Annotated in this window: 16 protein-coding genes; 11 read left to right on the top strand and 5 right to left on the bottom strand. The window is 53.8% G+C overall.

The features are described 5' to 3' along the window. Nucleotides 1-74 precede the first annotated feature (74 nt). Complete coding sequence (locus EVJ20_RS08940; protein WP_070328256.1) at nucleotides 75-1,370, top strand: HD domain-containing protein; 1,296 nt, start codon at nucleotides 75-77, stop codon at nucleotides 1,368-1,370. 24 nt (nucleotides 1,371-1,394) lie between these two features. Beyond that, nucleotides 1,395-2,981 carry a Na/Pi cotransporter family protein gene (locus EVJ20_RS08935; RefSeq protein WP_131507938.1) on the top strand — a complete coding sequence of 529 codons (1,587 nt, stop codon included), beginning with the start codon at nucleotides 1,395-1,397 and terminating at the stop codon, nucleotides 2,979-2,981. A 42-nt stretch (nucleotides 2,982-3,023) separates the two neighbouring features. On the opposite strand, the gene EVJ20_RS08930 is transcribed toward EVJ20_RS08935, so the two are convergent. Together EVJ20_RS08930 and EVJ20_RS08925 are read right to left on the bottom strand one after the other, a co-directional pair. Continuing rightward, the gene (locus EVJ20_RS08930; RefSeq protein WP_070328254.1) at nucleotides 3,024-3,212 is read right to left on the bottom strand and encodes a 2-hydroxymuconate tautomerase; all 189 of its coding nucleotides are present in this window, start codon (nucleotides 3,210-3,212) and stop codon (nucleotides 3,024-3,026) included. Nucleotides 3,213-3,278: 66 nt separating this feature from the next. Then, nucleotides 3,279-4,058, bottom strand: a complete 780-nt coding sequence (locus EVJ20_RS08925; RefSeq protein WP_131439267.1) for a VLRF1 family aeRF1-type release factor — start codon at nucleotides 4,056-4,058, stop codon at nucleotides 3,279-3,281. A 156-nt stretch (nucleotides 4,059-4,214) separates the two neighbouring features. Here EVJ20_RS08925 and ypfJ point away from each other — a divergent pair, with 156 nt between their 5' ends. The 9 genes from ypfJ (at nucleotide 4,215) to EVJ20_RS08880 (ending at nucleotide 12,575) form a co-directional block, all read left to right on the top strand. Next, nucleotides 4,215-5,069 (top strand): KPN_02809 family neutral zinc metallopeptidase, encoded by an 855-nt coding sequence (gene ypfJ, locus EVJ20_RS08920; protein ID WP_131507936.1) that lies wholly within the window; start codon nucleotides 4,215-4,217, stop codon nucleotides 5,067-5,069. 114 nt (nucleotides 5,070-5,183) lie between these two features. Beyond that, on the top strand, nucleotides 5,184-6,032 hold the full coding sequence (locus EVJ20_RS08915) for a MurR/RpiR family transcriptional regulator (RefSeq protein ID WP_070328251.1): 849 nt from the start codon (nucleotides 5,184-5,186) through the stop codon (nucleotides 6,030-6,032). Next, nucleotides 6,029-6,487, top strand: a complete 459-nt coding sequence (locus EVJ20_RS08910) for a GNAT family N-acetyltransferase (protein ID WP_131507934.1) — start codon at nucleotides 6,029-6,031, stop codon at nucleotides 6,485-6,487. The genes EVJ20_RS08915 and EVJ20_RS08910 overlap by 4 nt, the downstream gene beginning before the upstream one ends. A 138-nt stretch (nucleotides 6,488-6,625) precedes the next feature. Then, nucleotides 6,626-7,519 carry an N-acetylmuramic acid 6-phosphate etherase gene (gene murQ / locus EVJ20_RS08905; RefSeq protein WP_131464658.1) on the top strand — a complete coding sequence of 298 codons (894 nt, stop codon included), beginning with the start codon at nucleotides 6,626-6,628 and terminating at the stop codon, nucleotides 7,517-7,519. 13 nt (nucleotides 7,520-7,532) lie between these two features. Next, on the top strand, nucleotides 7,533-8,906 hold the full coding sequence (locus EVJ20_RS08900; RefSeq protein WP_070328248.1) for a PTS transporter subunit EIIC: 1,374 nt from the start codon (nucleotides 7,533-7,535) through the stop codon (nucleotides 8,904-8,906). Between the two features lie 53 nt (nucleotides 8,907-8,959). Next, nucleotides 8,960-10,012, top strand: coding sequence for a DUF871 domain-containing protein (locus tag EVJ20_RS08895; RefSeq protein WP_131507932.1), 1,053 nt, complete (start codon nucleotides 8,960-8,962; stop codon nucleotides 10,010-10,012). Between the two features lie 57 nt (nucleotides 10,013-10,069). Further along, nucleotides 10,070-10,573 carry a YwhD family protein gene (locus EVJ20_RS08890; RefSeq protein ID WP_070328246.1) on the top strand — a complete coding sequence of 168 codons (504 nt, stop codon included), beginning with the start codon at nucleotides 10,070-10,072 and terminating at the stop codon, nucleotides 10,571-10,573. Between the two features lie 156 nt (nucleotides 10,574-10,729). Further along, the gene (locus tag EVJ20_RS08885; protein ID WP_071398414.1) at nucleotides 10,730-11,992 is read left to right on the top strand and encodes a dicarboxylate/amino acid:cation symporter; all 1,263 of its coding nucleotides are present in this window, start codon (nucleotides 10,730-10,732) and stop codon (nucleotides 11,990-11,992) included. 49 nt (nucleotides 11,993-12,041) lie between these two features. Continuing rightward, entirely contained in the window at nucleotides 12,042-12,575 is a 534-nt protein-coding gene (locus EVJ20_RS08880) for a TVP38/TMEM64 family protein (protein WP_236633713.1), read from the top strand. Here EVJ20_RS08880 and cls read toward each other — a convergent pair. From cls to EVJ20_RS08865, 3 genes are all read right to left on the bottom strand, one after another. Next, entirely contained in the window at nucleotides 12,551-14,080 is a 1,530-nt protein-coding gene (gene cls, locus EVJ20_RS08875; protein WP_131464652.1) for a cardiolipin synthase, read from the bottom strand. The two genes, EVJ20_RS08880 and cls, sit on opposite strands and share 25 nt — an antisense overlap. A 41-nt stretch (nucleotides 14,081-14,121) precedes the next feature. After that, entirely contained in the window at nucleotides 14,122-14,472 is a 351-nt protein-coding gene (locus EVJ20_RS08870; protein ID WP_131439249.1) for a hypothetical protein, read from the bottom strand. 65 nt (nucleotides 14,473-14,537) lie between these two features. Continuing rightward, a complete protein-coding gene (locus tag EVJ20_RS08865; RefSeq protein ID WP_161567014.1) occupies nucleotides 14,538-15,722 on the bottom strand; it encodes a chloride channel protein in 1,185 nt (394 codons plus the stop codon). Nucleotides 15,723-15,759: the final 37 nt, after the last annotated feature.

Raw genomic sequence — 15,759 nt, 5'->3', positions numbered from 1 at the left:
CTCATTATAGCATGGAGGGAACGACTCGGAAGAAGTCGAATCAGTACAATACATAAAACGCAGGGGGCACCAACATGTACACATCACGAGGTCAGCTATCTGGGTCAAAAGTGTTTAAAGACCCGGTCCATCGCTATATATACGTCTACGATCATCTCATTTGGGAGTTGATCAACACGAAAGAGTTTCAACGGTTACGTCGGATCAAGCAGCTCGGGACGTCGTTTTTGACGTTCCACGGGGCTGAACACACCCGATTCCACCATTCGCTCGGCGTCTATGAGATTGCCCGGCAGTTGATCGACCAGTTCCGCGACTATCCGGAATGGGACGACCGCGACCGGGAGCTGTTGCTCGCGGCGGCACTGTTGCACGACGTCGGGCACGGCCCGTTCTCGCACGCGTTCGAGCACGTCTTCTCGGTCCGCCATGAAATCTGGACGGAACGGATCATCTTAGGGAACACGGAAGTGAATAAAGTCCTCTCCGAGATGGGCGTCGGGTTCCCGGAAGAAGTCGCGGCCATCATCAACAAGACGCACCCGAACCGGCTGATCGTCAACATGCTCAGCTCACAGCTCGACGTCGACCGGATGGACTATTTACTTCGCGACGCCCATTTCGCCGGCGTCAGTTACGGGAAGTTCGACCTCGAGCGGATGCTGCGCGTGTTGCGGCCGGACGAAGATCAAATCGTCGTCAAACAGTCGGGGATGCATACGATCGAAGACTATATCATGCGGCGCTATCAAATGTATTGGCAAGTCTATCTGCATCCGGCGACGCGTTCGAGTGACTTGCTATTAAAAGCCGTGCTCGAGCGGGCCCAAGAACTGCATGAATCGGGTTATGTGTTTGAGATGACACCGAAGCATTTCTTGCCGATCTTCAACCATGACGAGATGACGCTCGAACACTATTTGAAGCTCGACGAGACGATCGTCTACTTTTATTTCCAAGAATGGATGGACGAGGCAGACCCGATTTTGGCCGATCTGGCGAGCCGTTTCGTCAATCGTCGCCTGTTAAAGTACAAAAATTTCCCAGAAGCGAACCGCGTCCGCTATATGGACCGGTTACGGTCGACGATGGAAGCGATCGGGTTGCCGACGCGCTATTATTTGCTCGAGGACCAGCTCAGCCAGTTGCCATATGATCTATATAAAGGGCACGGCACGTACGAAGGGATTTACCTGCAGATGAACGACGGCGACCGTCGCGAGATTTCAGAGGTGTCGATGCTCGTCCAATCGATTTTGAATTCGCGACAGTCGGACGAGAAAATTTATTACCCTGAGGACGTGCTGTTGAACTTGAAAGACCACGCTTCAGAAAAATCATGGATGTTGTCAACGTTACGCGGCGATTGAATCGCTTAAAAAGGATGTGACACCATGGGGATCGGGACGCTCATCGGCGGAATCGGCATCTTTTTGTTAGGGATGATGCTGTTGACCGATACGTTGAAAAGCTTGGCTGGGAAAAGATTGCGAGAGCGATTGAACCGCATGGCGGAAGGACCGGTGGCAGGGGCATTTCTTGGTGCGACGATGACGGCGTTGTTTCAGTCCTCGACCGTGACGACGCTCATGACGATCAGTTTCGTCAGCGCAGGGTTGTTGACGTTCACGCAGGCGCTCACGCTCGTCATCGGGGCGAACGCCGGTAGTGCGACGACGGGATGGATCGTAGCGCTCCTCGGCTACAACGTCGACATTCGGGAGCTCTTACTGCCGCTCATCGGCGTCGGGATGGCGCTCCGCTTGATCGGACGACGGGTCAAGCGGATTGGGATGTTGCTCGTCGGTCTCGGACTTGTTTTTGTCGGCATCGGAACACTTCAAGAAGCGATGCGGGAAGTCGTCACGTTCTCGTTTTCGGGCTGGGACACCGACACACCGCTTCATCAATTAGCCTTGCTCGGCACGGGCCTGTTCATGACCGTCGTCTTGCAATCGTCGAGCATCGGTCTCGTCTTGACGATGACGGCGCTCGCGACCGACACGGTGACGCTCGCGCAGGCTGCATTCCTCGTACTCGGGCAGAGTGCCGGGACGAGTCTTGTCGTCGCCCTCGGCTCGCTCGGAGGATGGAAATCAGCGCGGCGCATCGTGCTCGGACACGTACTCGTTCATAGTTCGATTTTGTTGATTGGCTGGCTGACGTTCCCGCTCTTGTTTGGTGTCGTCAATCGCGTGGCCGACTGGTTGAATTGGAATGAGCTATTGCGGCTCGCATTGTTCCATACGTCGTTTCACTTGCTTGGCGTGTTGACGTTTCTGCCGTTTCACGAAGCGTTCAGCCGGCGGTTGCTCAAATGGGTGCCGAGTCGGTCTGAAAAGCTGATCCGTTTCCTCGACCCGAACATGTCGCGGATTCCGACGGTCGCACTCGAGGCGGCAAGACGTTCGTTGATTGAAATCGAGCGCTATCTCGGAAACGAGACGAAACTGTTATTGACGGAAGCGCGCAAGCGGGAGGACGAGTTGCAGCTCGTCGAGAAGACGCTCGGTGACGTCCGGGTGTTTTTGAGCACGATTCAATTGGAAGAAGGACAGGGCCGCAACGACTACGGACAACACTTGTCACTGCTCCATACGATCGACCATTTGGAGCGCTGGCTGTTCGTCCTGCGCGAAGTCGATCCCGTCGACGCCCTCCGCGACACTGACTTTTTAGTCGCACGTCAGCTCGTCTTGCACGAGCTCGAGCTTGTCGATGCCCTCAACCATCACACGCCGCCGGAGGATTCGAAACAATGGAAGACGGCGTCGAAGCAGCTCGCCGAGTACCGGAAAGCGCATCGGGCCGAGATGTTAGAGGAGACGGCGGCGAACCAGCTTGAAATGGAGCAGACGATTCGCAAAGTTCAAGCGCTCCTTTGGCTCGACCGACTTGGTTATCACGTCTGGCGGGCGACCCGGCACTTGATCAAGCCGACCGTCCCGAGCGAGCGGTTCGAAGTGAACTTAGAAGACTGAAAAAACACCCGCGCGTCCAACTGGATGCGCGGGTGTCTGGCGTTATTTTTTGTCGGCGTGCATGACACCGGCTTGACCGTAGTTCGTCGCGTCCATCTCTTCGATGAAGACGGTGATGTTTTCTTTCGGTGCGTTCGTCGTCTCTGAGACGGCGTCCGTCACTTTCTCAATCAAGGCACGTTTCTGTTCAACAGTACGGCCCGGGAGCATTTTTACGGTAACGTATGGCATATCATTTCCTCCTTTTCTAGTTCTCTTCTATTTTAGAGAATCACTAGTCGAGAGGAAAGCGGAAAATCAATGGAATGCAGCTTCGATGATGTGAGGCGCACTCGATTTCGACAAGTTTTTGTGCACGACGCGCTCTGGTTTCGTCCGCAACTCGTCACGGAACGAGTTGGAAAGCTCGGCTTCTCCGATGACGACAAGCGATTCCCAGTCGTGTGCACCTTTCATCTGTTCGACAGTTTGGGCGAGGTCACGGTAGAACCGACCGAGGTTTTCGGCAAGTCGACGATCGAATTTATCGACTTGCGAGCTGCTCGACGCCATACGGTCACCCGAAGCCGTCCCTTCAAACCGAACCCACTCCTCGGTCTCAGGGTCGAACGCGAATTCGAACGTCGCATCGATGTGCCCGAGTGAGGTATCGAGTACCGTCACGTGGTCGAGGTTCGTCAAAATAATACCGGTGGACGGGAATTTTTGTTGTAACGCCTCGAGTGGTTCAAGTACTGGCTTCGTTTCCCAGTGGAACGACGTCTCGACATCGTGTTGAAGGTAGTATGTTTCAAATAAATCGTTTTCTTCTGAAGCAAAAATGATTAGGCTTCGCGCCAAGTCGTTCCGGTGTTTGCCGAGTTCCTGATCGACTTGCTTACGTACTTTTTTGAAGTTCTTCAGTTGCGTCTCGTCACCGGACGCCTCTAAATATTCACCGATTCGCTTCAAACCGTTCTTCAAGTGGATTGACCAGTCGCCTTGTTGGTTAGGTCCTGTATTAAGGTAGACCGATAGCACACACTTGTCCTTGCATTCAATCTGACGCAATTGTTTCAAGTCGCTTGCTAATCCCATCTTAATTCCTCCCTAAAGTAAACGTTCTCTTAACCTGTTTCCTACTTGGTTAGGACTCAAACACCGAACGCGATGGGAAAATGTGAAAAAGCAGGTGCGAAACGAGATGAATCCGGGTAAGTAACAAGACAGACTAGCAGTAGGAGGAACAATCGTATGAAATGGAAAGGCAGACAGGCGAGTCGGAATGTCGAAGACCGACGGGGGCGAAGTGTTGGGGGGAAAGGGATTGCAGGAATCGGAGGCGGTCTTGGCCTGATTTTAGTCATCGTCTTCACGCTTTTGAACGGGGGTAACCCGGGAGACATCTTCAACAATATCGGAATCGGTGAGCCGCAGTCTTCTGAGACGTATCAAGGCTCGGCGCGGGAAGAAGAGATGGCGGACTTTGTCTCGGTCGTCTTGCGTGACACCGAAGAAGTGTGGACTGACATCTTTGCCGAGAACGGCTTGACGTATCGGGAACCGACGCTCGTCCTCTACTCAGGACAAGTCGAGTCGGCGTGTGGGATCGCTGGCTCTGCGGTCGGACCGTTTTATTGCCCGGGCGATCAGAAACTGTATATCGATTTGAGTTTCTATGACGAACTCAGTCAGCGCTTCAACGCGCCGGGCGACTTCGCGATGGCGTACGTCGTCGCCCATGAGGTCGGACACCACGTGCAGACGTTGCTCGGCACGACAGACGAAATCATGCCGCTGCGAAACGAGATGAGCGAGACCGAGTTCAACACGTACTTGGTACGGTTCGAACTTCAAGCCGACTACTATGCCGGTGTTTGGGCGCATCACGCCCAAGGCATGGGCTATTTAGAGGCGGGTGATGTCGAAGAGGCGATGAACGCGGCGCATCAAATCGGTGACGATACGCTACAAAAACAAGCGCGTGGCTACGTCACGCCGGACTCGTTCACGCACGGGACGTCGGAACAGCGGAAACGGTGGTTTGATAAAGGTTTTCAAAATGGAACAATCCAAGGTGGCGACACGTTCAATACAAAAAACTTGTAAGTCTCACCTACAGGTTGAGCGCGAGCTCAGCCTTTTTCGTGTCCAAGTTGGAATGTAGGGAAAGAATCCGCTATCATTAAATACAGCAACTAGTAGCAGGAAGGGGATGACCTGATGGAATCCTTACTGAAAAAAATCGAGCTCGCCCAAGGCGAGATGACGTCCGTCGAAAAGAAGATCGCGGACTACATCTTGACCCATTCGACGCTCGTCCCGAATATGACGACGAAAGAACTCGCCCAAAAGACCGACGTGTCAGAAGCGAGCATCGTCCGCTTCGCGCGTGTCGTCGGGATCGACAGCTTCAAATCGTTCAAGCTCGCCCTCGTCAAAGACTTGGCGATCACAGAGACGATGCTGACCGACTTTAATGTCCTTCAACAAAAGGACACGCCGTACGACTCGTTCCAAAAAGTCATCCACGTGAACAAAATGGCCATCGAGGCATGTGCCGAGGCGATGGACAAACGCGAACTCGAACACGCGATCGATACGTTCGCTCGCGCGAACCGGGTCATCTTCTATGGAGTCGGCGGCTCATCGACGGCCGCCTATGACGCGCAGTACAAGTTCACGAAACTCGGCTACGCCGCTCTGACGTCGCAAGACTTTCACTACATGCTGTCGCTCATCCCGCATCTTGGGCCGACCGACGTCTTCGTCGCGATCAGCACGTCGGGCCGGACGAAAGACGTGCTCGAGCTCGTCCGGTTCGCTAAGAAAAAAGGCGTCACCGTCGTCGCCATCACTGACCTCGACAAGTCGCCGCTTTACCGCGAGGCGGACGTCCGTCTGTGCACACCGACCGTCGAACGAGATTACCGGATCGCGAGCATCGCTTCACGGATGACACAATTGACGATTATCGACACGCTCTACATGGGTCTGTTGCACCGAAAAGGCGAAGGGCTGATCGATCGTTACGCTGAGGCGCGCGACGAGATGGTGAAGCTGCGCCGGTGATTCGCCGATATGAAGCGTCAGACCGCGAACGAGTGGCAGCTTTCCTCATGAGACAACAAGCGTTCGCCGGATTGAACGCTCAGACGCTCGAATTGTTCCGCGATGAGAATTTGGCTGACTTCGAGGCGACGGGTACGGTCAGCCTCGTCGTGGAGGACGACGGGGCGATCGTGGCGATGGCGGATTTGTTGAGGCGTCACCCGGTCGACGGCTCACTCTGGCTCGGCCTGCTCCTCGTCGACGAACAACTTCACGGCACCGGTCTCGCCCAGACGGTATACGATCAACTCGAGCGGGACCACATGCGACCGTTTCAGACGACGTTCCGGCTCGGTGTGCTCCCGACGAACGTGCGGGCCCGTCGTTTTTGGGAGCGGCAAGGCTACGTGTATGAGCAAGACTCGGTCACGGGGGATGGTGTCCACGTCCACGTGTTGAAAAAAGACATCGAATGAAGCGAACTCGGCCTCAAACGGCCGAGTTTTTTTGTAGGCACTCAAGTCGAGCGTTTATGAAATTATAATTCTTTATTTTTTTAAATAAGTTTGACTTTTAATTTCAAATTAGTACAATAAAACTAGAGAGAAGAAAGGATGGTGGCGATGTTAGACAAATTGGCTACGGAACGACGGAACGAACGGACGATGCGCCTAGATGACATGACGGTTGAGGAACTGCTCGGCGTGATGAATGAAGAGGACCAGTCGGTGCCTCACGTGATCAAGCAACAGCTGCCGGTCATCGCACAAGTCGTAGAACGAGCGATCACATCGTTTAAACGAGGCGGACGCTTGATCTATATCGGTGCGGGGACGAGTGGACGACTCGGTATTTTAGATGCGGCAGAATGTGTCCCGACGTTCGGCGTGTCAGCGGACATGGTCGTCGGCCTGATTGCCGGGGGTGAACGCGCGCTCGTCAAAGCGGTCGAGGGAGCAGAGGATAGTATAGATTTGGCAATCAACGATTTGAAAGCGCTTCACTTGAGTCCGGACGATACGGTCGTCGGCATCGCCGCGAGCGGCCGGACCCCGTACGTCATCGGCGGACTCGATTACGCGCGTGAAGTCGGTGCGACGACGGCGGCGCTATCTTGCAACAAAGGCTCGAAAATCAGCGACCACGCCGAGTTCAAAATCGAGGTCGAGACGGGACCGGAAGTATTGACCGGATCGACGCGTTTGAAAGCGGGGACGGCCCAAAAACTTGTCCTCAACATGATCTCGACGGCGTCGATGATTGGAGTGGGCAAAGTGTATCAAAACTTGATGGTCGACGTGCAACCGACGAACGAGAAATTGGAAGTTCGGGCCAAACGGATGATTGCGGAAGCGACAGGGGTCGACGAACAGACGGCCGCGCGTTATTTCGCTTCATCAAACGGCCACGTCAAGACGGCGATCGTCATGATTTTAGCCGACGTTTCCTATGCAGAGGCAGTCGAGCGATTACAGCGCGCGAACGGATTCGTCCGCGACGCGATTTAAGGGGGATTACGAGATGAAGAAAGAAGAGGTGTTGGCGCAAGCCATACTCGAGCACGTCGGGGGAAAAGATAATATCCGCCAACTCGCGCACTGTATGACACGCGTCCGGTTGGCGTTGAAAGACCCAACGAAAGTGAACATCGATGCGTTGAAAAAAATCGACGGTGTCATGGGCGTCATCGATGACGAGACGCTGCAAATCGTCGTCGGACCTGGAACGGTCAACCGTGTCGCGGATCACTTGAGCCGTGAGACGGGGCTCGCCATCGGGGAAGAGGCAGTCGATGCGAACTTGACGCCTGACGAGCGGGCGGCCATCGAGCGTCAAAAAGTGAAAGATAAACAGAAGTCACCGTTCAAACGTTTCTTGCGTCGCTTAGGGAATATCTTCATCCCGCTCATCCCGGGACTTGTCGCTTCAGGGATCATCAACGGGGCAGCGAACTTTGCCGTCAACGCTGGTGTCGACCGGACCGAGACGTGGATGCAAATTCTGCTTGTGCTCGGGAGCACGGTCTTCGCCTATCTCGCCATCCTCGTCGGGTGGAATACGGCGAAAGAGTTCGGGGGGACGCCGGTGCTTGGAGCGATTGCCGGGGGAATTTTGTTCAACCCGTTACTCGCCGACATCGTCATCTATGGGGAAGCACTCGTCGTCGGAAGGGGTGGACTGTTCGGTGTCATCTTTGCCGCTTGGCTCATGACGTATATCGAAAAACACGTCCGCCGCTTCATGCCGGTCTCGATTGATATTATCTTTACGCCGCTACTTACGGTGCTCGTCGTCGGCTTCACGGCGCTCTATGCGATCATGCCGGTCGCGGGCGTGTTGTCAGACGGCATCATGCAAGGACTGAATGCCGTGCTTGAAATCGGCGGACCGGTAGCAGGGGCCGTCCTCGCTGGCTTCTTCTTGCCGCTCGTCATGGTCGGCTTGCATCATGGTTTGACGCCGATTCATCTTGAGTTACTGAACACCGTTGGCAACACGGCGCTCTTGCCGATCCTTGCGATGGCAGGAGCGGGACAAGTCGGGGCCGCGCTTGCGATTTTCGTGAAGACGCGCAACCAACGTCTCCGCAACATCATCAAAGGGGCAATCCCCGTCGGATTCCTCGGCATCGGCGAACCGCTTCTTTATGGGGTCACGCTTCCGCTCGGTCGTCCGTTCTTGACGGCTTGTATGGGAGCCGCGGTCGGCGGTGCGTTCCAAGCGTCGATGCAGACGGCAGCGCTCGGGATCGGGGTCTCGGGTCTCTCGCTCACACCGCTCATCGACAATGGGATGTACTTGACGTATATTGGGGGTCTCGTCATCTCGTATACGGCTGGCTTCATCTTCACGTATTTCTTCGGTTTCAAAGAAGAGATGGCGGATGGTATTTAACAACCAAGGTGGCTCTTTCGAGTCACCTTTTTGAATAGGGAGGGCTGTTTTATATGAGAGGATTATCTGTTTACTTGAGCGAACCGCTGACAGAAGCGTTCACGGTGTGGATGAAACGCATGCGTGAGATCGGTTTCACGTCACTGTTCACATCGCTACATATCCCGGAAGACGATCCATCGGTCTACACGGAGCGGTTGCGTCGACTCGGCACGCTCGCTCGACAGCATGACATGGAACTGTTCGCCGATATCGCCCCGACTTCGCTCGCCGCGCTCGGGAAGACGTGGGACGACGCCCATACGCTCATCGACTGGGGCGTGACCGGCCTCCGCGTCGATTACGGGGTGACCCCGAAACAAGTCGCCGATCTGTCGAAACGGATGACCGTCGCCTTGAACGCGAGCACGTTGACTGCTGAAGAGCTCGATGAGATGAAACAGGAAGGGCTCATGACGGACAATGTCGAAGCATGGCACAACTTCTACCCGCGCCCAGAGACCGGGCTCGACCGGCAATGGTTTGACGAAAAAAATGACTGGTTGAAACGACAAGGGTTGAGCGTGCAGGCGTTCATCCCGGGAGATGGGACGCTCCGCGGACCGCTATACGAACGACTGCCGACGCTTGAAGACCACCGGCAGCTGTCGACGTTCGCTGCTTATTTAGAGTTGACGGGGAGTGTCGACCGCATTTTGATCGGTGACCCGGGACTAGCGGATGCGACGGTTGAACAGTTCGCGTCATACGGGGACGGGATGCTCGTCTTCCGGGCCGAGGCGTATACGACAATCGAGGCGGCGCTCTACCGCGTCCAGACGAACCGGATGGACCCGGCGCGCGACGTCATCCGTTCCGTCGAATCACGGGCGTATGGTCGCCCTGGGGACCGCTTGCTCGAACCGGTTGCGGCGAAACAGCGACCGCTCGGCACGATCACGATTGACAACAGGGATTACGGGCGCTATGCTGGCGAAATGCAAGTGACGAAGACAGACCTTCAAGCCGACAAGCGGGTCAACGTGCTCGGACGTGTCATCGAAGCGGATCGTCCGCTCCTTCGTTCGGTTGGACCAGGCACGAAGTTTCGAATCGAGTGGGGCTGACGTTCGCGATTGCCACGTTCCCTCGTCTTTGTGTACAGTAGAGGGGGAGGGAATGCCATGAAAGATATCAACTTTAATATTATCGCTGACGATGCGACGGACGGCCACGGCGGTTTCGGGGTCGGATCGCTCAGTTTGAACAATATGTCGCCTGTCATCATCGACGTCGAGGCAGGTACGGCAGTGATCGACATGGGTGCGATGCACGCCAAGTCGGCAATCGAGAAACGGATCAAGTTTTTGACCGACCCGGAAGCTGTGCCGAACGGTAAACCGTATTGGATCGTCTGGGTGACGGTCGGACGCAAGCCGGAAGGGTTCTACTACGGCGGCATTGCGGCTTGTGACATGTCGATTGACTTGGAGGCGCGTCGCGGGTACAAATTGCTCCCGTATCACGTCAACCAAATGGACAAGTCGCTCAAAGGACGGATCCTCATCGATATGATGGATGCGCCGTCACGGAGCGTGCTCGCGGAGTTTCTGCAACAGCATCGTCCGGAGATTTGGGACCAGTCGACCGAACTTCATACTGAACTCGCGCGTCTCGCTGCCGAGTAAAAAGATTGGACCGTCACGGTCTCCAATCTTTTTTGTTTTCTTTTGAAGCAACTTGGGAAAATGACCGTGTTAAGGCACGCAAATCAACCGGAATTGTAAGAAAATTTAGCATTATGCTATACTAAACGCACTGTGTAAAAAAGAAAGGGTGACACGATGAGTGAAACTAAGAAAATTTTGATTGGCCTCGCCTTAGGGGTCATCGTCGGTCTCGGGCTCGCCGGCCTATCCGGTAACGTCTACGACGTGATCAATACGTACATACTATCCCCAGTCGGGACAGTGTTTTTGAACTTGATTAAAATGTTAGTCGTCCCAATCGTCTTCTTCTCGATCATTCTCGGTGTCATGGGCCTAGGTGACCCGAAAGAGCTCGGTCGCGTCGGGTCGAAGGCGCTTCTGTTCTTCTTGACGACGACAGCGCTCGCCATCGTGCTCGCGATGGGTGTCGCTTCAATTATCAAGCCGGGAGAGCGTGGAGATTTCCCGACAACTGGATTGGAATTTGAATCGACAACGACCGAAGAATCGTCGAACATCGTCCAGACGTTCGTCAATATGATTCCGACGAACCCGATCCAAGCGCTTGCTGAAGGGAACATGTTACAGATTATCGTCTTCGCGGCGTTGATCGGGTTTGCGATGATCGCCCTCGGCGAACGTGCCAAGACGTGGCGTCGCTTTGTGAAACAAGGGGATCGCATCATGATGCATCTCATTCACTTGGTCATGAAGCTCGCCCCATACGGTGCCTTCGCGTTGATCGCCTCGGCCATCGGCGGTATCGGACTTGATGCTGTTGTCGCTATGGCATGGTACATGTTTGCCGTCGTCTTGACGTTGTTCTTACATGCGACCATCGTCTACGGCGGAGCGCTCATCTTGCTTGGCAAGATGAGTCCGGTCTTCTTCTTTAAAAACTTCTATGAAGCGATCACGCTCGCGTTCTCGACGTCGTCTTCAAACGCGACGCTCCCTGTATCGATGGAACTCGCCCAGACGAAGCTCGGCGTCCCGCGTTCGATCTCGTCATTCGTCCAACCGCTCGGTGCGACGGTGAACATGGACGGAACGGCCATCATGCAAGGGGTCGCGACCATCTTCATCGCCCAAGTGTTCGCCGCTGACTTGACGATCACCGAGCTCGTGACGGTCGTCATCACGGCGGTGCTCGCCTCAATCGGGACGGCTGGTGTGCCGGGTGTCGGGCTCATCATGCTCGCGCTCGTCTTACAGTCGGTCAACTTGCCGGTCGAAGGGATCGCCCTCATCATCGGGGTTGACCGTATCCTCGACATGCTCCGTACGTCCGTCAACATCACGGGTGATGCGACATGTGCGGTCGTTGTAGCGAAGCTTGAAGAGAAACACCTTCCACCTGTCGACGAAGACGCGTGGGATGAAGTCGAAGCGAAATAAAACAAAGGCTGACCTCGCGGGGTCAGCCTTTTGAAATGGGGTTTGAATGATGGAATGGGAATTGCTCCCGATCCCGCTGTTTGTCGTCATCAGCATCGTCTTGAACAGTGCCATCGCCGTCGCTGGCGTGTTACCGAGCGCGTTTTTGACGGCGCTGAACGTAAACATTCTCGGTTTCGGTCTCGGCGTCACTGTCTCGATCATCGGTGAGGCGGTTGGAGCGGTCATCAGTTTCGTACTGTACCGACGTGCGCTACAAACGTATACGTCACCGAGCGGAAAGCGCTTCAAGCGTCTCCGCGAGGCGAGCGGGGTTGAGGCGTGGTTCCTCGTCCTCGGGATGCGACTCATACCGTTCGTTCCGTCCGGACTCGTCACGTTATCGGCCGCGTTCAGTCGGATGACGCTCCCGTCGTTCGCCGCGGCGAGCACGATTGGGAAAATCCCGGCGCTCCTCATCGAGGCGCTCGCGGTCACGGCCGTGATGCGTGTTGCGCCCGGTTGGCAATTCGTGCTGATCGCGCTACTCGTGCTCATTTATCTCCTCTGGCGTGTGTTTCAAAGCAACGGCGAGAAGATATGACAGAACGCCTCGATGAACCGTTTGCCGTTCGATTTTTTTCGGAGCATCGACCAGTCGACGAGAATCGACTCGTCGAAGTCTTTCAAAAACGCGTCATGCAGTTGACCGATTGATGACGTCTCGAACTGGGCGATCGTCATCTCATGATTCAAATACATGCTGCGGAAATCAAAGTTAGCCGTCCCAACGAGCGCAATCTTGCCGTCGATGAGGACGGTTTTTGCATGGATGAAATGACGATTGTATTTATAAATGCGGATGTTCCGTTTCAGCAGTTGCTCGAAATAATATTCGGTCGCATGGAAACTGAACCATTCGTCGCCTTGTCCTGGGACGACGATGCGAACGTCGATGCCGCTTTTCCCCGCGACTTCTAGCACGGCGAGCAGTTCGGGCGGCGGGATCAAGTAAGGGGTCGTGATCCAAATCGATTCTTTCGCTTCCATCAACAGACGCATCAGCCCATCCCGGATCGTGACGTCCTTACCGGGAGACGTCACGAGTAGTTGTGTCGCCCCGTTCGCGTCTTGCGGTTCGTTAATGAAGTATTCCGGAAGGTGTTTAGCGTCGGCGAACAAGTCCCACGTCTCGCTCTCTTCTTCGTGTCCAGCGTAAAGCCAATTCTCGATGAACAGACGCTGAAGCTCCCGGACAAGCGGGCCTTCGACACGCAAATGCGTATCTCGCCAAAAACCGAGCTTCTTATGCCTGCCGAGATATTCATCGCCGACATTAAGCCCACCAGTGTAGGCGATCCGTCCATCGAGCACGATGAGTTTTTGATGATTCCGGAAGTTGGCGTTAAAGACGAGCAGCGGATGCACGACCGGATCGAACGCTTCGACGTGCACCCGCGACTTGCGGAGCGGCTCGAGGAATTCTTCGCTGATCTCTTGGCTGCCGAGACCGTCATAAAGAAAACGGACGGTGACGTTTTCATTGGATCTTTTGATTAAGGCGTCGCGAATCTTCAGGGAGATCTCATCGGTCCGGAACAAGTAATATTGGACGTGGATATGGTGCGTCGCTTGCTCGATGTCTTTGAGCACGGCGTCGTACTTTTCATCTCCGTTGACGAGTAGTTTCGTCGCCGTATGACCGTCGGCACCGGTCGCCCCGAGTTTTTCAAGCGCTCTCGTGAGAGGGAACCGGTCGGATACGTCATTCGTCGTCTCGACGCGGTCGGCTTCGATTGCTTGCCGGAACATACGAATCTCAGACGAAGTTCGTTTGATCCGGCGATGGCGTTTCGGCGTCCGGCCGAATAGCACCCAGGCGAGAGCGCCGAGAAACGGGATGAACAAGACGGTGAGCAGCCATGCGAGCTTCGCTTGCGGTTGAACTTGGTCAAATAAAATATTCCAACCGACGATGAGCGGCGCGAAAACCCCGATTAAAATTAAAAACGGAGTGAGCGTGTCAACCCAAAACAAAAAAACTAATAGTAAAACGAGACTGACTATCATCATGATCAGTTGAATGACTCGTCGCTTCAACAAAGGCACCTACTTTCTAAAACGTTTAAAACGAGGGGAGTCCCCTCGTCTTAATACAAGCTGTTTAATACGGCGTTGATCTCATTCGCGTAGCGTATGAAGAAGTACAGGTTGACAACGAGTGAGAACAAAACGAGGAAGAGAGCGAATTGTGCTTTCGTTCGATTACGGTTCCAGTAGTAAAAGACGGAAAATAAAACGGCGATACCAACGAATAGAGCGACAATTTCAACAATTCCCCAAAGGATGTCTTTCGATAAAAACATATCGACGATTGTCATGACGACAAAAAAGAATACGACAATCCCCATGAGGACCACCAAAATGGCTAAGATGATACTAATCCAATCTGAACTGACTGCATCAACTAAATTTTCAATTGCGACGTTGTATTCGTTCATAAACGATCCTCCTTTCCAGGCACTGCATAACTATTCATCCAATACCCTTTTTTTTCATACTGAAATCAATTGTGTACATTAGGATGGATGAACGCGGGAAGGGGGATTTTTGATACAATCGCCACGACTCCAAATACATAAACCCAGCTGTTCGGAGGAAAGAACAAGACGAGCAGGACGATAATCGCCAACGGTTGGCGCATAGTAGTCGCAAGCAGGGTACTCGTCGCTAAAACGACGGCAAAAGTTGGATCGAGGTCGAATGATCCGCTGAAAAAGTAGCCGAGGGTGAAAGCAGAGAAAAGCAATGGATAAATATGTCCACCACGCCAGCCGGTGGCGAGACAAAAGGCGGTAAAAAATAGCTTTAAAAAGCTAAACCATACTAGTGTATACAGCGGAATACGCTCCCAATCATTAAAATACTCTAAAATGGTCTCTTCCCCAGAGAATAAGAGGTCTGGATAAATGAGAGCCATCGTACCGATTCCGATTCCACCTGTGATTGTCAAAAACAAGATAGGTACTTGAGAGGTTAGACTCATCAAAGCATGCTCTGCTAGTAAATAAAGCCAACCAAAAACCATGCCAATCAGGATGATGAATAAAATCGACCAGTCAAGCTGAATTGACTCGATGGCGGGGAACTTGACGACAAAAGGTGGACGTTCGTCCAATCGGTTGAGGAGATAAAACGTCCCGACTCCAGCAAGAGTTGCCAGTAAGTTCAGCATCGATTGCTTTTTATGTTCAGTTTCTTCGGCTGCGAGCGCTCCAAACAATGGTGCGTTGAAAACAATCCCGAGAACGACCGCGTGCCCGACTTCTTGCAATTCACTCAGCTCGTGCCGGACATAACGGAGTCGTTCGGCAAACCAAGTCGTAAGCCCGCCGACGATTCCGATGAGAGCCGCCTCGGGACCGAGACTAGCACCACCAATCAAGACGAGAAGAGCGGTGAGCGTCGTGAATCCGATGTAGCGGTAGGTAATCCGTCCTGAGGTCTTCCTGTCTTCTAAAATTTCTGGCATCAGGCGCGGCATCGGCCCGTATCGCCGTTGTAATAGTCCGATCAAGACTCCGGCTACGAGCGGTACGAAAAAGATGTAAAAAGGGCTTTCGACTCGTTCGGGTACGGTATGCCAGACAAAGTGAATTCCTTTATAGACGACTGATAAAAAAATCCAGCTAATGAATCCAATCAATATACCGAGTATGCCTGCATAGACACTTACGATGATGGTCTTCACTGATCTCCCACCTTTTTGCCCGTATCGATAAAAACTT

This window comes from Exiguobacterium sp. SH0S1 (genome assembly GCF_004337165.1).
GTDB classification, from domain to species: Bacteria; Bacillota; Bacilli; order Exiguobacteriales; family Exiguobacteriaceae; genus Exiguobacterium; species Exiguobacterium aurantiacum_A.
This window is presented reverse-complemented; position numbering and strand designations above follow the sequence as displayed.